Annotated in this window: 17 protein-coding genes; 8 read left to right on the top strand and 9 right to left on the bottom strand. The window is 73.0% G+C overall.

Going from position 1 to position 17,675, the window contains the following annotated elements; translation table 11 throughout:
- Positions 1-27: 27 nt before the first annotated feature.
- Positions 28-537, bottom strand: coding sequence for a DinB family protein (locus BA175_RS03435; RefSeq protein ID WP_069169695.1), 510 nt, complete (start codon positions 535-537; stop codon positions 28-30).
- A 231-nt stretch (positions 538-768) separates the two neighbouring features.
- On the opposite strand from BA175_RS03435, the gene BA175_RS03430 reads away from it, so the two are divergent.
- From BA175_RS03430 to BA175_RS03410, 5 genes are all read left to right on the top strand, one after another.
- Positions 769-1,266, top strand: coding sequence for a hypothetical protein (locus BA175_RS03430; protein WP_438947307.1), 498 nt, complete (start codon positions 769-771; stop codon positions 1,264-1,266).
- The gene (locus BA175_RS03425; RefSeq protein ID WP_175420759.1) at positions 1,266-1,976 is read left to right on the top strand and encodes a response regulator transcription factor; all 711 of its coding nucleotides are present in this window, start codon (positions 1,266-1,268) and stop codon (positions 1,974-1,976) included. The genes BA175_RS03430 and BA175_RS03425 overlap by 1 nt, the downstream gene beginning before the upstream one ends.
- Complete coding sequence (locus tag BA175_RS03420; RefSeq protein ID WP_069169693.1) at positions 1,960-4,002, top strand: sensor histidine kinase; 2,043 nt, start codon at positions 1,960-1,962, stop codon at positions 4,000-4,002. Before BA175_RS03425 ends, BA175_RS03420 begins: the two co-directional genes overlap by 17 nt.
- 101 nt (positions 4,003-4,103) lie before the next feature.
- Positions 4,104-4,457 (top strand): LPXTG cell wall anchor domain-containing protein, encoded by a 354-nt coding sequence (locus tag BA175_RS03415; RefSeq protein ID WP_069169692.1) that lies wholly within the window; start codon positions 4,104-4,106, stop codon positions 4,455-4,457.
- 79 nt (positions 4,458-4,536) lie between these two features.
- Positions 4,537-5,193 carry a class F sortase gene (locus BA175_RS03410; protein WP_069169691.1) on the top strand — a complete coding sequence of 219 codons (657 nt, stop codon included), beginning with the start codon at positions 4,537-4,539 and terminating at the stop codon, positions 5,191-5,193.
- On the opposite strand, the gene BA175_RS03405 is transcribed toward BA175_RS03410, so the two are convergent.
- The 8 genes from BA175_RS03405 to BA175_RS03370 form a co-directional block, all read right to left on the bottom strand.
- Positions 5,168-5,968: an ATP-grasp domain-containing protein gene (locus tag BA175_RS03405; protein ID WP_069169690.1), complete on the bottom strand. Its 801-nt coding sequence runs from the start codon at positions 5,966-5,968 to the stop codon at positions 5,168-5,170. The two genes, BA175_RS03410 and BA175_RS03405, sit on opposite strands and share 26 nt — an antisense overlap.
- Positions 5,965-6,903 (bottom strand): ATP-grasp domain-containing protein, encoded by a 939-nt coding sequence (locus BA175_RS03400; RefSeq protein WP_069169689.1) that lies wholly within the window; start codon positions 6,901-6,903, stop codon positions 5,965-5,967. Before BA175_RS03400 ends, BA175_RS03405 begins: the two co-directional genes overlap by 4 nt.
- A 254-nt stretch (positions 6,904-7,157) precedes the next feature.
- A complete protein-coding gene (locus tag BA175_RS03395) occupies positions 7,158-8,168 on the bottom strand; it encodes a questin oxidase family protein (protein ID WP_069169688.1) in 1,011 nt (336 codons plus the stop codon).
- 345 nt (positions 8,169-8,513) lie between these two features.
- On the bottom strand, positions 8,514-8,903 hold the full coding sequence (rbsD, locus tag BA175_RS03390; RefSeq protein ID WP_069169687.1) for a D-ribose pyranase: 390 nt from the start codon (positions 8,901-8,903) through the stop codon (positions 8,514-8,516).
- Complete coding sequence (locus tag BA175_RS03385; RefSeq protein ID WP_069169686.1) at positions 8,900-9,829, bottom strand: ribokinase; 930 nt, start codon at positions 9,827-9,829, stop codon at positions 8,900-8,902. The genes rbsD and BA175_RS03385 overlap by 4 nt, the downstream gene beginning before the upstream one ends.
- A gap of 32 nt (positions 9,830-9,861) precedes the next feature.
- Complete coding sequence (locus BA175_RS03380; RefSeq protein WP_069169685.1) at positions 9,862-11,826, bottom strand: ABC transporter permease/substrate-binding protein; 1,965 nt, start codon at positions 11,824-11,826, stop codon at positions 9,862-9,864.
- A complete protein-coding gene (locus tag BA175_RS03375) occupies positions 11,816-13,354 on the bottom strand; it encodes a sugar ABC transporter ATP-binding protein (RefSeq protein ID WP_069169684.1) in 1,539 nt (512 codons plus the stop codon). Before BA175_RS03375 ends, BA175_RS03380 begins: the two co-directional genes overlap by 11 nt.
- Entirely contained in the window at positions 13,351-14,376 is a 1,026-nt protein-coding gene (locus BA175_RS03370) for a LacI family DNA-binding transcriptional regulator (RefSeq protein ID WP_069169683.1), read from the bottom strand. The genes BA175_RS03375 and BA175_RS03370 overlap by 4 nt, the downstream gene beginning before the upstream one ends.
- An 851-nt stretch (positions 14,377-15,227) precedes the next feature.
- On the opposite strand from BA175_RS03370, the gene BA175_RS03365 reads away from it, so the two are divergent.
- The 3 genes from BA175_RS03365 (at position 15,228) to BA175_RS03360 (ending at position 17,553) form a co-directional block, all read left to right on the top strand.
- Positions 15,228-15,680 carry a hypothetical protein gene (locus BA175_RS03365; protein ID WP_139131365.1) on the top strand — a complete coding sequence of 151 codons (453 nt, stop codon included), beginning with the start codon at positions 15,228-15,230 and terminating at the stop codon, positions 15,678-15,680.
- A gap of 251 nt (positions 15,681-15,931) precedes the next feature.
- Positions 15,932-16,057: a hypothetical protein gene (locus BA175_RS32080; RefSeq protein WP_302622477.1), complete on the top strand. Its 126-nt coding sequence runs from the start codon at positions 15,932-15,934 to the stop codon at positions 16,055-16,057.
- A gap of 8 nt (positions 16,058-16,065) precedes the next feature.
- Positions 16,066-17,553, top strand: coding sequence for a SulP family inorganic anion transporter (locus BA175_RS03360; protein ID WP_069169681.1), 1,488 nt, complete (start codon positions 16,066-16,068; stop codon positions 17,551-17,553).
- Positions 17,554-17,675 lie beyond the last annotated feature (122 nt).

Below are 17,675 nucleotides of genomic sequence, written 5' to 3'. Positions count from 1 at the left end.
CGGACGTCCGCCCGGCTCACCAGGGGCTCAGGCTCCCACGGTCCCGTCGACCCCTTCACGCAGAAGGTCCGCGTGTCCGTTGTGACGGCCGTACTCGAGGAGGACGTGCACCATCACCATCCGCAGGGACACCTCCTGACCCCACCTCGGCTGGTGTCCGGCCCTGTCCAGGGACCCGGACTCCCGCTCGATGCGGCGCGAGTGGTCCACCTCGGCCTCCCACGCGGTGAACGCCTCGGTCCTGGTCGACGCGCTCGCGTCGTAGGCCGCCTGGAAGTCGACCTCGTCGGACCAGACCATGGGCGCGTCGTTGTCCTCGAACACGCGGCGGAACCACGCACGTTCCACCTCCGCCATGTGCCGTACGAGCCCGAGCAGCGACAACGTGGACGGGGGCATCGACTGCTGCCGCAGTTCCCCGTCGGTCAGCCCCTCGCACTTCATGGCGAGGGTCGCGCGGTGGTATTCGAGGAACGCGCGCAGCATCTCGCGTTCGCCGCCGAAGCGGGGCGGTCCTGTGCGGTGGTCGCCGGTCATGCGTCGTGCTCCTTCGTCCGCATCCGTGTGAACGGCCGGTGTCCGCCCCCTGGGTGATGCCCCTGAGGGAAGTCGGGGACGGGCCGGGTCGTGCGGATGATGTGCGGTGGTGGGGTGTGCGGTGGGATCAAGGCATCGTTCCAGACCCCCGGAGGCTCGCCCGTGACCGCCCCTGCACAGCGACCCCGTGGTCGGCCGGCATCCACGGCCCACTCGCCCGTCGCTGCCTTCGTGCGCTTCGTCGTCTGCGGCGGCGGAGTGGGGCTGGCCGCGAGTGGGATGCTCGTGCTGCTCAGTGGCCCGTTACCGATGGTGGTCGCCAACGCCCTCGTCACGGTGGTGTCCACGCTCGCGGCGACCGAGCTGCACAGCCGGATCTCGTTCCGGAGCGGACGCGGGGGCTGGGGTGTGCACCTGCAGTCCGGGCTGACCGTGGCCGTAGGCTACGCCTTCACCACGGGGGCTCTCCTCGCCCTGCACTCCCTGCGGCCCACCTCCTCGGCTCTCGTCCAGCAGGGCGTCTACCTGTCGGCCTCGGCGCTCGCCGGGGTGGGGCGGTTCGCGCTGCTCCGGCTCGTGGTGTTCGCCCGGCCCGCGGCGCCGGCCGTGCCCGCCGCGGGGACGGGGACGGAGCGGGCGGCGGACGCTCCGGCGACGACCGCCGGCGCGCACGTCCCGGTGGGCCGCCGGCCGGGCTCCTCTACGATCGCGGCGTGTGCGCACATGTGATGGTCGCCGAAGACGACGTGAAACAGGCCGAGCTCGTACGCCGGTACCTCGAACGCGAGGGACATGCGGTGACCGTGGTCGGTGACGGCCTCACCGCGCTCGAACAGGTCCGGCAGGAGGCACCCGACCTGCTCATCCTCGACGTGATGATGCCGCGGGCCGACGGGCTGGACGTGGTACGTGTCCTGCGGTCCGAGAAGCGGGAGCTGGCGGTCCTGATGCTGACCGCACGGTCCACGGAGGACGATCTGCTGCTCGGGCTGGATCTGGGCGCGGACGACTACATGACGAAGCCGTACAGCCCGCGCGAGCTGATGGCCCGGGTGCGCACCCTGTTGCGGCGCAGCCGACGGGGGCAGGACCCGGTGCCGGAGGACGGGGCGCTGCGGGTCGGGGCGCTGGCCGTCGACCCCGTACGTCACGAGGTGTCCGTCGACGGCGTCCATGTCGAGTGCACACCCGGGGAGTTCCGGCTCCTCTCCGCACTGGCCGCCGAACCCGACCGCGTCTTCACGCGTGAGCAACTGCTCGCGGAACTGCACGGCTTCGGCCGCTACATCAGCAGCCGTACCGTCGACGTGCACATCATGAATCTGCGCAAGAAGATAGAACCCGCGCCCCGGCGGCCGGTGCGGCTGCTGACCGTGTTCGGTGTCGGATACAAACTGACCGACCCCGGGAAGGGGGCCACCCGTGCGTCGGCGCGCTGAGGGCGGCAAGGCGGACGGCCGCCGGCTGCCGCTGCGCAAGAGCCTGCTGGGCCGCATGCTGGCCGTCTCGGCACTGGTGGCTTCCTGTTCGGTCGCCGCGACCGCCTGGCTGGCCGTGCAGACGACGTCCGGGGCGATCGAGCAGGAACAGGGCGAGAACCTGACCGCGGGGGCCCGGATCCACGACACCCTGCTCGGTTACGCGGCCCGGCACCCGACCTGGGACGGCGTCGGGCCGACGGTACGCGCCCTGGCCGACTCCTCGGACCGCCGGATCACCCTGACCACCCAGAGACGGGAGATCCTCGCCGATTCCGCCGCGCCGTCCCCTCGCCCGCCGGACCTGCCTGCGCAGGCGTCGGCTGTGGTGGACCCCCTCTCGGTGGACACGGCCCCTACGGCCGGTACACCGGTGGCCGTCTCACTGTCCGGCCCCGGCGGTGCGTTCACGTCGAGGAACGACCGTGTCGATCCCCGGGCGGTCGGCCCCTTCCGTCTCCCCCCGGCGGAGAGGACCTCGCTGCGCCGCACGGCCGAGCGGACCGTGCGGTGCCTCAACGCCGGCGGGATCGCCTCGAACGTCGTCGAGACCACGAGCGGGCGCCCCCGCATACAGCTGGTGGGGAACGACCCCGGGCGGCTGCAGGGCACCCGGTGTGCGACCGAGGCACTGGACAGTCCGACCGGGACGGAGAAAAAGGCGCTCACCGCTCTCAACGCCCTCGTCGACGCATGCCTGGACCGCCAGGGCCGCGAGCCCGTCCGGCTCGGCCTGGACCTGGCGTGGGGCACGGACACCGGTGCGGCCACCGCGGAGCCGGTCGCCAGGGACGAGGCGGGCCGGCCGGCCCCGGCACCCCGGGACGGGGCGGCCCGGGAATCCCTGCTCCGGCCGACCCCCGTGCCCGCGCCGGCGACCGCACCCACCGAGGCCCCCCCGGTCCGCGACAGTGCGGACGAGCGGGCCGTCGACTCGTGCGTCGGTACCGCGCGGCGCGAGCAGCTCGGCTCCTACGTCGCCGCGCCCGCCCTGCTGTTCGTCAGCGACCCGGGCGGTACGTCGGTTCCGGGCCTGGACCTCTCGCCGGCGAACACGGCCAGGATCGTCGGGGTCGCCGCGCTCGTCCTGGCCCTGACCGTCGGCGCCTCGTTCTTCGCCGGGATCCGTCTCGTACGGCCGCTGCGGGCGCTGACGGGCGCCGCCCAGCGCATGCGGGACGGCGTGGCCGCCGCACCCGAGCCCGTCGTCGTCACCTCGGACAACGAGATCGGGCGGCTCGCCACCGCCTTCAACGACATGTCCGCGCACCGCGCGCGGCTGGAGGAACAGCGCAAGGTGATGGTCAGTGACGTCGCCCATGAGCTGCGGACGCCGTTGAGCAACATCCGGGGCTGGCTCGAAGGGGCGCAGGACGGAGTCGCCGCCCCGGACGCGGCGTTCGTCTCCTCGCTGCTGGAGGAGGCGGTCCAGCTCCAGCACATCATCGACGACCTCCAGGACCTGTCGGCGGCGGACGCGGGCATGCTGCGCCTGCATCCGGAACCGGTACGGATCGGGAGCCTGCTCGCCCACGTCGCGGCGGCCCACCAGGCACAGGCCGAGGCGGCGGAGGTGACCCTGACGGTCGCCGCCGGCACGCCGGCGCTCACGCTCACCGCCGATCCCGTACGGCTGCGGCAGGCCGTGGGGAACCTGGTCTCCAACGCCGTACGCCATACCCCGGCGGGCGGTCGCGTCACGCTGCGCGCCTACGCCGGCGAGGACGGCGGGGTGGCGGTGGAGGTCGCCGACACCGGCTCCGGTATCCCGCCCGAGAACCTCCCGTACGTCTTCGAGCGGTTCTGGCGGGCCGAGAAGTCCCGCAGCCGCCGCACCGGCGGAAGCGGGCTGGGGCTGGCCATCGTCCGCAAGCTCACCGAGGCGCACGGCGGGACGGCCGACGTGGTCAGCACGGTGGGTGAGGGGTCGGTGTTCACCCTGCGGTTGCCGGAATCCGGCCCTGATGCGATGGACACAGCACGCTGACAGTTTCCTCATAACTCCGGTCCAGGCTGTCGGCGTGCCCGGAGCCCGCCGCGCATCAGCGCGGCGGGCACCATCGACGCCGGGCCGGAATCGGAGTATCCATGTCGTCCCGTTCCTTCCTGCGCACCACGCTGCTCGGCCTCGTCGCCGCGGGCGCGGTCCTCGCTCCCGCCGCCGCGGCGGTCGCCGACGACTCGCCCACGCCGGCCACCGACCGTCAGGCCACGTCCTCGCCCGCGCCCAGGTCCACGCCGACCCAGGTTCCCTCGGCGGCCGTGACCGAAGCGGACACCACGCGCCCGATGCCGCGCGGCGGCGTCGCCGCCGGTGAGCGCCCGGTCGCGGACACGGGCTCCGCCACCGCGCTCTACGGTTCGGCCGCCGGCGCCGTCCTGCTCGCCGGCGCGGGCACGATCGTGCTGCGCCGCCGGTCCGCCCTGCACGGCAACGGCTGATCCGCCACGGGTGGCGCCGCTCCGCACGCGGGGCGGCGCCACCTGCCGTTCCCCCGCCTGTCCGACGCTCGGAGCCCTCATGTCCCGTACCACGCACGTCCTGAGCAAGGCCGTCCTGCCCGCGCTGACCACCCTGGTGATACTCGCCCCGGTCGCCGGCTGCTCGTCCCCCGACGCGGCACGGCCGGCCGCCGCTTCACCGTCCGCCTCCACCGGCCGGACCGCAGGGAAGGACGGCCCCGGTCAGAGCGACGGCCCGGCGCGAGCCGGCACCCCGGCGAAAGGCACCGAGGCGGCGGCCCCGGTCGAGGTGTCCGTCCCCTCCCTCTCGGTGACCGCTCCGCTGATGCGCCTCGGCCTGAACCAGGACGGGACGGTGGAGGTGCCGCCCGCCGAGAAAGGGATGACGGCCGGCTGGTACACGGGCGGAGCCGTCCCCGGTGAGCCCGGGGCCGCCGTCGTCATCGGCCACAACGACACCCGGTTCGGCAAGGCCGTCTTCCACGACCTGAAGAAGATCACCCGGGGCGCGGACATCGTCGTCCGCGACGGGAACGGCGGACGGACCCGCTTCACGGTCACCGGCACCGAGACCGTGCAGAAGAACGCCTTCCCCACCGAGAAGGTCTACGGGGCCACCCGCGAACCCGTGCTCAGGCTGGTCACGTGCGACGGCGACTTCGACGCGGCCGGGCACCCCGTGGACAATCTCATCGTCTACGCCTCGGTCCGCTGACCAGGTCGGCGAGTGCCCGGGGCGCCCCTTCGGGGCCACGGATGCCCGGGAAGGCGTTGACGTCCACGACGACGGGTTCGCCCCTGCGGTCGAGGAGGTCGATGCCGTAGACCTCCAGGCCGAAGACCCGCCCCGCGCGCAGGGCGAGTTCGGCCCAGGCCCGGGGCAGGTCGGCGACCACGGGACCGGCGGGCGGCCGGATCGTACCGGGCGAGGGCCGCAGCCGTGTGAACAGACGGCCGGCGACCACCCACACCTTGTGGTCCCAGCCGCTGTTCTCCACGAACTCCTGCACCACGACGGGTTCGTCCGGCCACCTCCCGGCGAGTGCGCGCAGACGGTCGGGGCCGTCCACACGGGCGACGAGGTCGCCCCGCCTGCTGTGGCGGCTCTTCACCATGACCGGGTACCCGGTCCCCGCCGGTGGGTCGCCCGGCCGGAGCAGGGACAGCGACCGCAGGCTGCGGGTGGCGGGCATCGGAACGCCCGCGCGCTCGGCCACCTCCGCGATCCGGCTCCGGTCCTGGCAGAGCGCGGTCGCCGAGGCGGAGTTCACCACCCGGGCGCCCCGCGCCTCGAAGCCCCGGGCCAGGGCCAGCGCGGCGGGGGTGTGCGCCTTGAGGAGGTAGACGTCCGCGAGGTCCCCGCCCGCCGGACCCGCCGCCGGGGTGTCCGGGTCCAGCCACACCACCTCGTGCCCGTCCCCCGTAAGGAGGGCCGCCGCGGCTGCGAGCGTCGGGTGGTCCGGTTTGTCGGTCAGCAGGCAGACCTTCACAGGAGTGTCTCGCCCGGCACGTGCGTGAGTTCCGCCGGTCCGGGCGGACGTCCCTGGGCGGGGACGAGCGGTTCCGGGCGGTCGGGTGCCGCCCAGGTGCTCCGGCCGCTGCGGGCCAGGGCGAGGACGGCGTCGGCGACCCGGGCCACGGAGTCGGGAACCCGCCGGAAGCTGGGGAAGTCGTTGATGTCCACGATCACGGGGCCGTCGGGGCCGAGGACGATGTCGACGCCGTACAGGTCGAGCCCGAAGACCTCACCGACGCGCGTCACCAGCGAGGCCACCTCCGCCTGGAGCGGTACGGCCCGCTCCTCGACCTCGCGGTGCGGGTGGAGCGGTGAGCGGCGGCGGGTCGCGTGGAGTTCGCCCGCGAGGCAGTACACCTTCAGGTCGGCACCCGAATTCGGCACGTACGGCTGCGCGATGAGCCGTACGCCTCCGTCCCCGCCATCCGCTCCCCCTCCCGCGTCGGCACCGTCGTGCAGCAGCCGTGCCGGGTCCGCGACCAGACGTACGCCCTGGCCCGCACTGCCCTCGGCGGGCTTGACGACCAGGGGGAAGAGTTCCTGCGGGACGCCCGCGAAGAGGGCTGCCCGCGTGGCGGTGTACGTCACCGGGACCGGCAGACCGTGCCGTCGTGCGATGACGGAGGTGAGGGCCTTGTCGCGGACGGGGCGGATCGACCGCGCGTCGTTCACCGTGGTGAGCCCGACGGCAGCGGCCGCCTCGAGCAGGGTGAGCCCCGGTCCTCCGGACACGGTCTTCAGGACCCAGGCGTCGTGCGTGCCGGCCTGGATGTCCTCGGAGACGCGCGTCAGCGAATCGCCCGGCCGGACGACGTCCACCTCGTGGCCCAGGGCCCTGAGCCTTCGGACCACATCACGTGGCATGCCGTCATGCCGGTACAGCTCTTCGACGAGGAAGCAGAGCTTCATCCAGGAACTCCTCGGCGCCCCACCGCATTTCGGCATCGGCGCGCAACGATCCATACGGCGCCCACCTGCGAACGCCCCCAAGCTGGATACGCTACGTCACCTTCACCCCCCGCCTTGAGCGGGCCGTCCCCCCTGAGGAGGGATCCTCCGGGCCCGCCCCGCGCCCGCGCCCGGAGGACAGGCCGTCGCATCGGCCCCCGCCCGCCCGAGGGCCATCGGCCGGGGTCGCACAGCATCCCCGTGCGACCGGCCGGCTACCTGAGCGGTTCGCTCCACTCGATCGCGTGCAGGGCCGCCGCGAGGGCCTGTCCGTCGCCGGTGTCCAGGGCGGTGTCGGTCAACTTGATGACGTGTTCGTCCCCGTGCGCCAGGGCGCGTTCGACGACCTCCTCGGCGGTGAGGGTGCCGGGCGGCGAGAAGGGCACCGGCGCATCCGCCGCGTACATGGCGGTGACCGCGGCGGATGCCGTCCAGGCGGCTCGCAGGCTCGGTACCCACAGGACGCGCGGCAGTGCGGGCAGGACGCGCAGCACGGCGTTGGGGGCGGTCGCCGCGTGGACGAGCATCGTGGGGTCGCCGTGGCCGTGGGTGGCATACCGGTGGGTGGCCGCCCGTACCAGTTCGGTGAGGCGGAGCCGGGCCGCGTCGGGGTCCGTGACGTCGGCCGCCCACACCGGCAGGCCGGAAACCCGTTTGAGCCGGTCGGGAAAGCCACCGGACCGGTCGGTGAGGGGTGGCACCGTATCGAGGGCGGCGGCGGCGCTGCCGGCGCCGGGCAGGGGGGCGAGGCCGGACACCGGTCGGTGGCGGGCGGCCCAGTAGCCGAGTCCGTGGGCGAGTTCGGTCAGACGAGGACCGTTCTCCTCGCCGGACACCAGGGTGCGTACGGCGTGGCCCACCCGGATGACCGGGTGGGCCGAGCCTCCGTACATGCCGGGCAGGAGACGCGGCCACCATCGGGCGAGCACGTCGCGCCAGGGGCGCTCGGCGACCTCGCGGGAGAAGAAGCCGATCCAGTCGGCGGCCCGGCGCGGATCACCCAGCGCCGCCTGCCAGTCCGCGGCGGTGACGGGCCCGGTGCCGGACGGGAACTCCTCCAGCCTGGGGGCGTACAGATCCAGCCATCTGTGGACCGCGTGCGCCTGGCCTCGGGCCGCGAGTGACTCGACCGCCATCGGTGCGTGGTTGGTCAGCCGTCCGAGCCGTTCCGGTCCCGATGCGTGCAGTCGCTGAAGTGCCTCGTCGAGGTTTCCCGTCCGATCCATGACCAGGACGGTAGACGGGCCACCGCCAGGGCGTAACGGGAAAAGGTCGTACGACCGGCTTACGCCTTCCGGTCCGGATGGGTCGGCCGTCGGTCCCGGTACGCCGCCGGCGGACACGTGGTCGGCCCGGAGTGAGCCGTTGCCCCCGCACCGGACGCCGCTACCGGCGACCGCCGCACGGGGACGGCCTGTCGGGGCTCCGCTCCGTGGGGTCGGGCGTCCTCCGGGCAGCGGGGCGACCGGGCTCCACGGCGGCGCCGGTCACGGAGTCGTGCCCTCGTCCGGCGGTCCCGAAGGACCTGCGGCAGCCCGACCCGAGGTGCCCGAAGGCGCGGCCCCCGCAGGTCAGAAGAACACGCCGCACCGCAGCAGCACGTTCGCGTACGGCTTCGCCTCGCCCGTCCGTACCACCAGGCGGGCCCCGGCGGTGAGGGACTTGAGGGTTTCGTGGGGGACGTGGGTGAGGCCGGGGAGGCGGGCGGTCAGGAGGCGGGCCGTCTCGGGGTTCGCGTCCCGTACCTCGTCGGCCGCGGTCGCGCCCTCCACCACCAGTTCCTCCAGCAGCCCGTCCAGGACCTCCGCGAAGGAGGGGACGCCGGCCCGGAAGGCGAGGTCGACGACCCGGGGGCCGGCGGGGACCGGCATGCCCACGTCGCAGACCAGTACACCGTCGCCGTGGCCCAGTTCGGCCAGGGCGCCCGCCAGGTGGCGGTTGAGGATGCCTGACTTCTTCACAGTGCGGAGACCTCTTCCGCGGTCGGGAAGGATGCCTGCGCACCCTTCCTGGTGACGGCCGCCGCACCGACGCGGACGGCGAACGCCGCGGCCTCGGGGAGCTCCTCCCCCAGGCCGAGCCGCCAGGCCAGGGCGGCGGTGAACGCGTCGCCCGCGCCCGTCGTGTCCACCGCCCCGACCGTGGGACTCGGTACGTGCACGGGGCCGCCGCCCCGGGTGTCGGCCACCAGGGCGCCGGCCGCGCCCAGGGTGATCACCACCGAGCGCGGGCCGAGCGCGGTGAGGTCCCGCGCCCAGGATTCGGGGGTGGCCCCCGCGCCGTCGCCCAGGATGAAGCGGGCCTCGTGCTCGTTGACGACCAGCGGGTCGCAGGCGGCCAGCACCTCGGAGGGCAGCGGGGCCGGCGGGGAGGGGTTGAGGACGAGACGGGTGCCGGGCGCGAGGCTGCGTGCCGTCTCGGCGACCGTGTCCAGCGGTATCTCGAGCTGGACGGAGACGACCCGGGCGGCGGACAGCAACGGGCCCGCCTCCCGGATGTCGTGCGGGGTGAGCCGGGCGTTGGCCCCCGGGGAGACGACGATGCTGTTGTCCCCCGACGGGTCGACGGTGATCAGGGCGACCCCGGTGGGCGCCCCGCCGACGAGGACTCCGCCGGTGTCGACGCCCGCCGCCCGCTGCGATTCCAGCAGCAGCCGGCCGTGGGCGTCGTCGCCGACCCGGGCCAGCAGAGCCGTGCGGGCTCCCAGGCGGGCGGCGGCGGCCGCCTGGTTGGCGCCCTTGCCGCCCGGGTGGACGACGAGGTCGGAACCGAGCACCGTCTCCCCCGCCGCGGGGCGGCGGTCGACGCCGACGACCAGGTCGGCGTTGGCGGAACCGACGACCAGGAGGTCGTACCGGGTGAGGGCGGAGTCCTCGTTCTCGTACATCAGTTACTACTGCCTTCCGTGGGCCCGTGCGGTCAGGAGAAGTCGGCGACGTTCTGCCGGGTGACGACCTTGACCGGCACCTTCACCATGCCGGCGACCTTCTTGCCGTCGGCCGCCCGCACCGCGTTCTGCACGGCGATCCTGCCGAGTTCCTTCGGCTGCTGGGCCACGGACGCGTACAGCGTGCCCGCGGCGACCGCCTTCAGCCCGTCGGGGGTCCCGTCGAAGCCGACGACGGAGACGGACTTCCCGGCCTTGGCGCCGAGGGCCTTGGCCGCGCCGAGTGCCATCTCGTCGTTCTCGGCGAAGACACCGGTGACGCCGGGGTGGCCCTGGAGCAGGTTGGTCATGACGTCCAGGCCCTTGGTGCGGTCGAAGTCGGCCGGCTGGGTGGCCACGACCTTGATGCCCGGGTACGCCTTGATGCCCTCGGCGAAGCCCGCCCCCCGCTCACGGCTCGCGGAGGTGCCCGCGGTGCCCTGGAGGACGACGATGTCCCCCTTGCCGCCGAGCTTGTCGGCGAGTGCCTTCGCCGCGAGCTTGCCGCCCGCCACGTTGTCGGAGGCGACGAGCGTGGCCGTCTCGGCCTTGTTGACCCCGCGGTCGGCGGCGACGACCGGGATGCCGGCCTTGTCGGCGCTGCGCACGCCGGGCCCGACGGCGTCGGAGTCGACCGGGTTGACGATGATGGAGTCCACTTGGGAACTGGTGAAGTTCTGCAACTGGTTGGCCTGCTGCGACGCGTCGTTCTGGGCGTCGGTGACCGTCAGGTCGATCCCTGCGGCCTTGGCCTCCGCCTGCGCGCCCGCCTTCATCTGGACGAAGAAGGGGTTGTTCAGGGTGGAGAGCGACATGCCCACCTTGGTGGTGGTGCCGGAGGAACCGGAGTTGAAGAAGGAGACCGCGGCGACGACGGCGGCCACGACGACCACCGCGAGGCCGGCCTTCGCGGCCCCCCTGCGTCCCGATCCCGGCGCCCCCGGTGAGGCGGAACCGGTGGAGGCCGCGGCCCCCGAACCGGCCTTGCGGCGCAGCGTGTCCAGCAGCACCGCGAGGGCGATGACGACACCGATGACGACCTGCTGCCAGAACGCGGACACCGACAGGAGGTTGAGGCCGTTGCGCAGCACGGCGAGTATCAGGGCGCCGATCAGGGTGCCGGAGGCCTTGCCCACTCCGCCTGCGAGGCTGGCACCGCCGATGACGACCGCGGCGATGGCGTCGAGTTCGTACCCCTGCGCGGCCTGCGGCTGGGCGGAGACCAGGCGCGAGGCGAGGACGATGCCCGCGACGGCGGCGAAGAGGCCGGAGAGGGCGTAGATGGCCAGCTTCTGCTTCTTGACCCGCAGCCCGGAGAGCCGGGCCGCCTCCTCGTTGCCGCCGATGGCGTACATCGAGCGGCCGATGTAGGTGCGGGTGAGGATGAGCGCCGTGATCAGGCCCATCGCGATCATGACGAGGACCGGCACGGGGAGCCAGCCGCCGAGCGTGTCACCGAGTACGGAGACGGAGTCGGGGAAGGCGATCGGGCTGCCCTGGGAGATCACCAGGGAGAGGCCGCGGGCGACCGAGAGCATGGCCAGGGTCGCGATGAACGACGGCAGTTTCCCGTACGCGACGAGTGCGCCGTTGACGAAACCGCAGGCGACGCCGGTGGCGACGGCAAGGATGACCGCCAGCCAGACGGGTACTCCGGCGGACGTCGCCGACCAGGCGAGGACGGTCGCGGAGAGCGCGGCGACCGAGCCCACGGAGAGGTCGATGCCCGCGGAGACGATGACGAAGGTGACACCGAACGCGAGGATGGCGGTGACGGCGGCCTGCACGCCGACGTTCAGCAGGTTCTGGGTGGTGAGGAAGTCGCCGGAGAGCAGCGACATCGCCACCAGGAGGACGACCAGCGCCGTGAGGGCGCCGTTGTCGAGCAGGAGGCGGCGCACGGTGTGTCCGGCGCCGCCGCCCGCGGCCGCCTTGCTCGGATGCGTGTCAGTGGCCACGGGGGCTCTCCTCTGCGTTCTCGATGGGGGTGGTGACAGGCGGCGCGCTGACGGCGAGGGCCATCACGGCGTCCTGTGTGGCTTCGTGGGCGGGCAGTTCACCGGCGATCCGGCCCTGCGCCATGACGAGCACCCGGTCGCTCATGCCGAGGACTTCCGGCAGATCGCTGGAGATCATCAGGACGGCGTGGCCGGAGGCCGTCAGCTCGTTGATGAGCTGGTAGATCTCGACCTTGGCGCCGACGTCGATCCCGCGGGTCGGCTCGTCGAGGATGAGGACGCGGGTGTCGGCGAGCAGCCACTTGCCGATGACGACCTTCTGCTGGTTGCCGCCGGAGAGGGTACGGACGTGCTGGCCGAGGCCCGCCATCCGCACGCCGAGCTGCTCGGCGATCCTGGCGGCGGCCGTGCGCTGCCCCTTGAGGTCGACGAGACCGGACCGGCTCGCCGCGCGCAGGGTCACCAGACCGAGGTTCTCCTGCACGGAGGCGTCGAGAACGAGGCCCTGGCCCTTGCGGTCCTCGGGGACGAGGCCGATCCCGGCGCCCATGGCGGCGGTCACGTCGTGCTTACCGAGCCGCTCACCCAGTACGTCGACGGTGCCGGCGTCGTACGGGTCGGCGCCGAAGACGGCGCGGGCCACCTCGGTCCGGCCGGCTCCGACGAGTCCGGCGAGACCGACGACCTCACCGGCCCGCACGTCGAAGCTGATGTCGTGGAAGACGCCGTGGCGGGTGAGCCCGCACACGGAGAGCAGGGGCCGGCCGGCGTCGGGCCGTTCCCGGGGGTACTGCTGCTCGATGCTGCGCCCCACCATCAGCTGGACGAGCTCCGGTTCCGGGGTCGAAGCGGGGACCTGGTCGATGCTCCGGCCGTCGCGCAGCACCGTGACCCGGTCGCCGAGCGCGGCGATCTCGTCGAGGTGGTGGGTGATGAAGACGATGCCGACGCCGTCCTCGCGCAGCTGCCGCACGATCCGGAACAGCCTGTCGACCTCCTCGGAGGTGAGGACCGCGGTGGGTTCGTCCATGATCAGCACGCGTGCGTCCAGGCTGAGCGCCTTGGCGATCTCGACCATCTGCAGCCGTGCGATACCCAGTTCACGGATCCTGGTGCGGGGCGGGACGTCCAGCCCGACCCGGCGCAGCAGCACCTCGGCCTCGGCTTCCATGGTCCGCCGGTCGATCAGGCCGTAGCGGCGCGGCTGGCGTCCGAGGAAGATGTTCTCGGCGACCGTCAGATCGGGCACCAGGTTGAACTCCTGGTAGATCGTGGCGATCCCGAGCTTCTCGGCGTCCTGGGCGCCGTGGATGCGGACCTCCTGCCCCTGGGCGAAGATCCGGCCGCTGTCGGGCCGGTAGGCACCCGAGAGCATCTTGATGAGGGTGCTCTTGCCGGCGCCGTTCTCCCCGAGCAGGACATGCACCTCGCCGCTGCGCAGGTCGAAGTCGACGCTGTCCAAGGCGACGACACCGGGGAAGGTCTTGCGTACGCCTTCGATGCGCAGCAACTCCACTGACTCGCTCACACGTTGCTCCTCGGGTCGGGTGCGGGCAGGGCCGGCTCGCCGCAGGAGCTGCGTACGACGAGACGGGCGGGCAGGGTGACGGACTGCGGGGGCCGGCCCTCGACGATGTCGACGAGGGCCCGTACGGCGGCCCGGCCGAGGTCACCGGTCGGCTGGGCGATCGCGGTGATCGGCGGGCCGGTGTGCAGGAACCACGGGATGTCGTCGAAGGCCGCGATCCCGATGTCCTCGGGGACGCGCAGGCCGCGTGCGCGGATGGCGTCGAGCGCGCCGAGCGCCATCAGGTTGTCGGCGGCGAAGACGATCTGGGGCGGTTCGGGGAGGGACAGGAAGTGCTCGGTCGCGCGCCGGCCGCTGGCCGCCTGGAAGTCGCCCTGGCCGATGTAGGCATCGGGCAGCGCGAGGCCGTGCGCGCGCATCGCCTCCCGGAAGGCCTCGACGCGCTCGTTGCCGGTGGTGGTGGCGGCGGGGCCCGCGATGATGGCGAGCCTGCGGTGGCCGAGGGCGTACAGATGGGCAACCAGGTCCGAGATCGCCCGGTGGCCGTCGGCGCGCACGACGGGGACGTCCACCCCGGGCATCCAGCGGTCGACGAAGACCATCGGTGTGCCGGTGCGCGCGACGTCCCCGAGCAGCGGGGAGTCGCCGTCGGCCGGTGACACGAGGAGCCCGTCGATCCGGCGGTCGAGGAGCGTGCGGACGTGGTGGTCCTGCTGCTCGGGCCGCTCGTCGGCGTTGCCGATGATCACGCTGTAGCCGAGGGCGCGGGCCTCCTCCTCCACGGAGCGGGCCAGCGCGGTGAAGTACGGGTTGAGTACGTCACTGATGACCAGGCCCAGCGTGCGGGTCTGGTCGGTGCGCAGCGAGCGGGCGACGGCGTTGGGCCGGTAGCCGAGGTCCTCGACGGCGGCGAGGACGCGCCTGCGCGCCCCGGGGCTGACGGAGGGATGACTGTTCAGGACGCGGGAGACCGTGGCGACAGAGACTCCTGCCTGGGCCGCGACATCCTTGATGCTCGCCATTTCCGGACCACCTCCTTGTGGTTTCCGCGAGCCTCGAAACCAGCGGATCAAGCCGTGGAATCGATTACACGGATGATTGGAAACGATTACACGGCTGAAAACAACCCCTGCTCCCGTGTCCGAGACCGGATCGTGATGGGCGGCTTCCACGCTCCCGCCGGGAGGTGGTGGTACGTGGAGGCGGTACGGCACGCCCGCGCAGGGGGCGCCGCGCGGCACGGCAGCCGACGGCGGCCCCATCCGCCCCGGGGCCCCAGGCTGCCAGGAGGAATCACACGGAGAGCCGACTGCGAGGAAAGGAATACGGACGCGACCGTCACAGGAACTCCGCAATGCGTTGACCCCGCGGAAACGAACAGCTGCGGGAACAGCACCGGCGGCCGATGACCGTCAGGGAATGGCCGTCGCATATCCGCGCGGGCGGACGGACGGCTCCGGACGCCGTCCGCCCGGCACTCCCGGACACGTACGCGACAAGGGAGGTGCGCCGGTTTACCGGAGAAGCCCGCCCGCTCCCCACAGTACTTGTTCACGCCCCCTCGGAATCACCGCAGCCGCGCCGATCGGACAGGTGGTCAGAAAGCGGCTCGAGACGGCGGAGGAGCACGGCGGGACAGCGACATCGGCTGCTCAGAGGGGAGTTGAGAAGGGCCCGGCCACCCGTGGCCCGGACGCCACGGAGACGGGAAGGACATCGCCGACTGCAGGCTGCATGCTCAAAGAGCGTGCGGCACAGTCGATTTCACTCATTCCACCGCCGAATTCCGGACTCTTCACACGAGGTTGTCCCGCCAGATGTTTCCCACCTGTTAGCGTGCAGGGAAAGAAGCGGAGTCCGGAAGGGGGCGCAGGTGCGAGATGCGACGGCCCGGTTCGTGTTCACGCTCCTGACCGCAATCCTGCTCGCCCTGCAATTCCCCGCCCCGTCCGCACACGCCGAATCCGGCGCATCCGACGCGTCCGACGCATCCGCCGTATTCGCCCACCACACCCCCGCGTCCCCTCCCGTCCCTCCTGCGCGCACGTACGCCCGCACGGACGGGGGTGCCCAGGAGACCGGGCGGGAGCTGGTCCCGTGCGACATGCCGGCCGACGACGGCGGCTCCCACGGCCTGTTGCGCTCGCGGGACCGCCACCGCACGGCCGTCGGATCCGCCCCGGAGAACCTCTCCCGCTCCCTGGTCACAGACGCCGCCGGCGACCGGTCCGTTACCGCGGCACTCGTCGCCCCCGGCGAACCGTACGGGGCTCCGAGACCGCCGGTCTCCCCCTCCCCCGCCGTGCTCCAGGTCTTCCGCTGCTGAGCTGATCCGCGGCTCGCACCGACCCCGGCCCTCCCGTCCGGACCGCTCCTGGCCACCCACCGCATCCGGGTGCCTCGCCTTCGCCGCGCTGTCACCCCTGATCCGGCCCGCCCGGACCGAAGCCCCGACCGCACACGTCGCGCGCGCCCTCGCGTGCGGCGTCGTGGGGCCATGCCGACGTGCCTGCTCCGCCTCCGTTCCCGTACGCACGCCGACGCGCACCCATCCGCGCGCCAGGAGGAACCACTGGTATGCACCCCCCCATCGCACACACCCGGCCGCTGCCCGAACAGGTCGCGGCACACCCCGGGCAGCGGCCCCTGCCGGCCCACGGCACGCCCTTCGACACGCCCTTCGACACCGTGCGGACGCGGTGAGGGCCGGGATGGACCACCGCCTCGCATCGTCCCCTCTGCTGCACGATCTCGCCGCCTCCGTCGTCGTCTTCCTCGTCGCCCTGCCGCTGTGCGTGGGCGTCGCCGTCGCGTCCGGCGTTCCCGCCGAACTGGGCCTGATCACCGGCATCGTGGGCGGTCTCGTCACGGGCGTCATGCGCGGCAGCAGCCTGCAGGTCTCAGGGCCTGCCGCCGGTATGACCGTCCTGGTCTTCGAGGCGGTGCGCGCCTACGGGCTCGCCACCCTCGGGGTGATCGTGCTGGCCTCAGGGCTGCTGCAGCTCCTCATGGGCGCCCTCAGACTGGGGCGCTGGTTCCGGGCCATCTCCGTCTCCGTCGTCGAGGGCATGCTCGCCGGGATCGGGCTGGTGATCATCGCGGGCCAGCTCTACGCGGCGGCCGGCATCAAGGCCCCCACCTCCGGCCTGGGCAAGGTGACGGAACTCCCCGGGGCCCTGGCCGGGGCCGTCGTCAGGGCCGAAGCGCTCACGTCGCTCGCGGTGGGCGCCGGGACCGTCGTGGTGCTGGTGCTGTGGCAGCGGGCGCCCGCACGGGTCAGGGCCGTCCCGGGCGCGCTGACCGCGGTCGTACTGGCCACCCTCGTCTCGCTCGCCTTCAGCCTGCCCGTCGCCACGGTCGAGGTGCGGGGCCTGTTCGGCGCCGTCCAGCTGCCCGGAAGCGAGGCGCTCGGTCAGCTCGCGGACATCGGCGTGCTCGGGACGGTGCTGGCCTTCACACTGATCGCCTCCGCCGAGAGCCTGTTCAGCGCCGCCGCCGTGGACCGGCTCCACGACGGGCCACGCACCCGGTACGACAAGGAGCTGATGGCCCAGGGCACCGGCAACGCCGTCTCCGGCCTGCTGGGCGCGCTGCCGCTGACGGCGGTCATCGTCCGCAGCTCCGCCAACGTCCGTGCGGGGGCGCGGACCAAGGCCTCCCGCGTCCTGCACGGGGTGTGGCTGCTGCTGTTCGCGGCGCTGCTGCCGTCGGCCCTCGGCATCGTCCCGCTGCCGGCTCTGGCCGGGATACTCGTCCACGCCGGCTGGAAACTGATCCCGCTGCGCACCGTCGCGGACCTGTGGCGCGGACACCGGGGTGAGGTGCTGGTCCTCGTGGTCACGGCCGTCGCGATCGTGACGGTGAACATGTTCGAGGGTGTCCTGGTCGGACTGGCCCTCTCCGTGGCCAAGACGGCCTGGGACGCCTCACACATCAGCCTGGACGTCGACGACGTGGGTACCGGGCCCGTCCGGGCCCGGCTGTCGGGCAACGCCACGTTCCTGCGGCTGCCGAAGATACTGGACAGCCTGGAGGCCCTGCCGCAGGACCGGCCCGTGAGGCTGGACCTGGCCGGCCTCACCCACCTCGACCACGCCTGCCGGGTGGCGCTGGAGAACTGGGCGGCGCGGCACAGCGCGCCGGGCACGGAGCCCGTGCGCCTGAGCGAACCGGCGGCGGCGAGAGCCCCTTCCGGCTGACCCCCGTGCACGCCCCGGCCGCGGACCTCCGGGCCCGCGGCCGGGGCCCGGGGTGCGGGCCCCGGCCTTCGCGCCGGCGTCCCGCAACGCGGAAGAACCCCACCGGAGTGGGGTTCTCGTGT

It is taken from the genome of Streptomyces griseus (assembly GCF_001715295.1).
Taxonomy (GTDB): Bacteria; Actinomycetota; Actinomycetes; order Streptomycetales; family Streptomycetaceae; genus Streptomyces; species Streptomyces griseus_G.
Note: the sequence above shows the minus strand (reverse complement) of the source record. Positions and strands in the feature narration are given on the sequence as shown.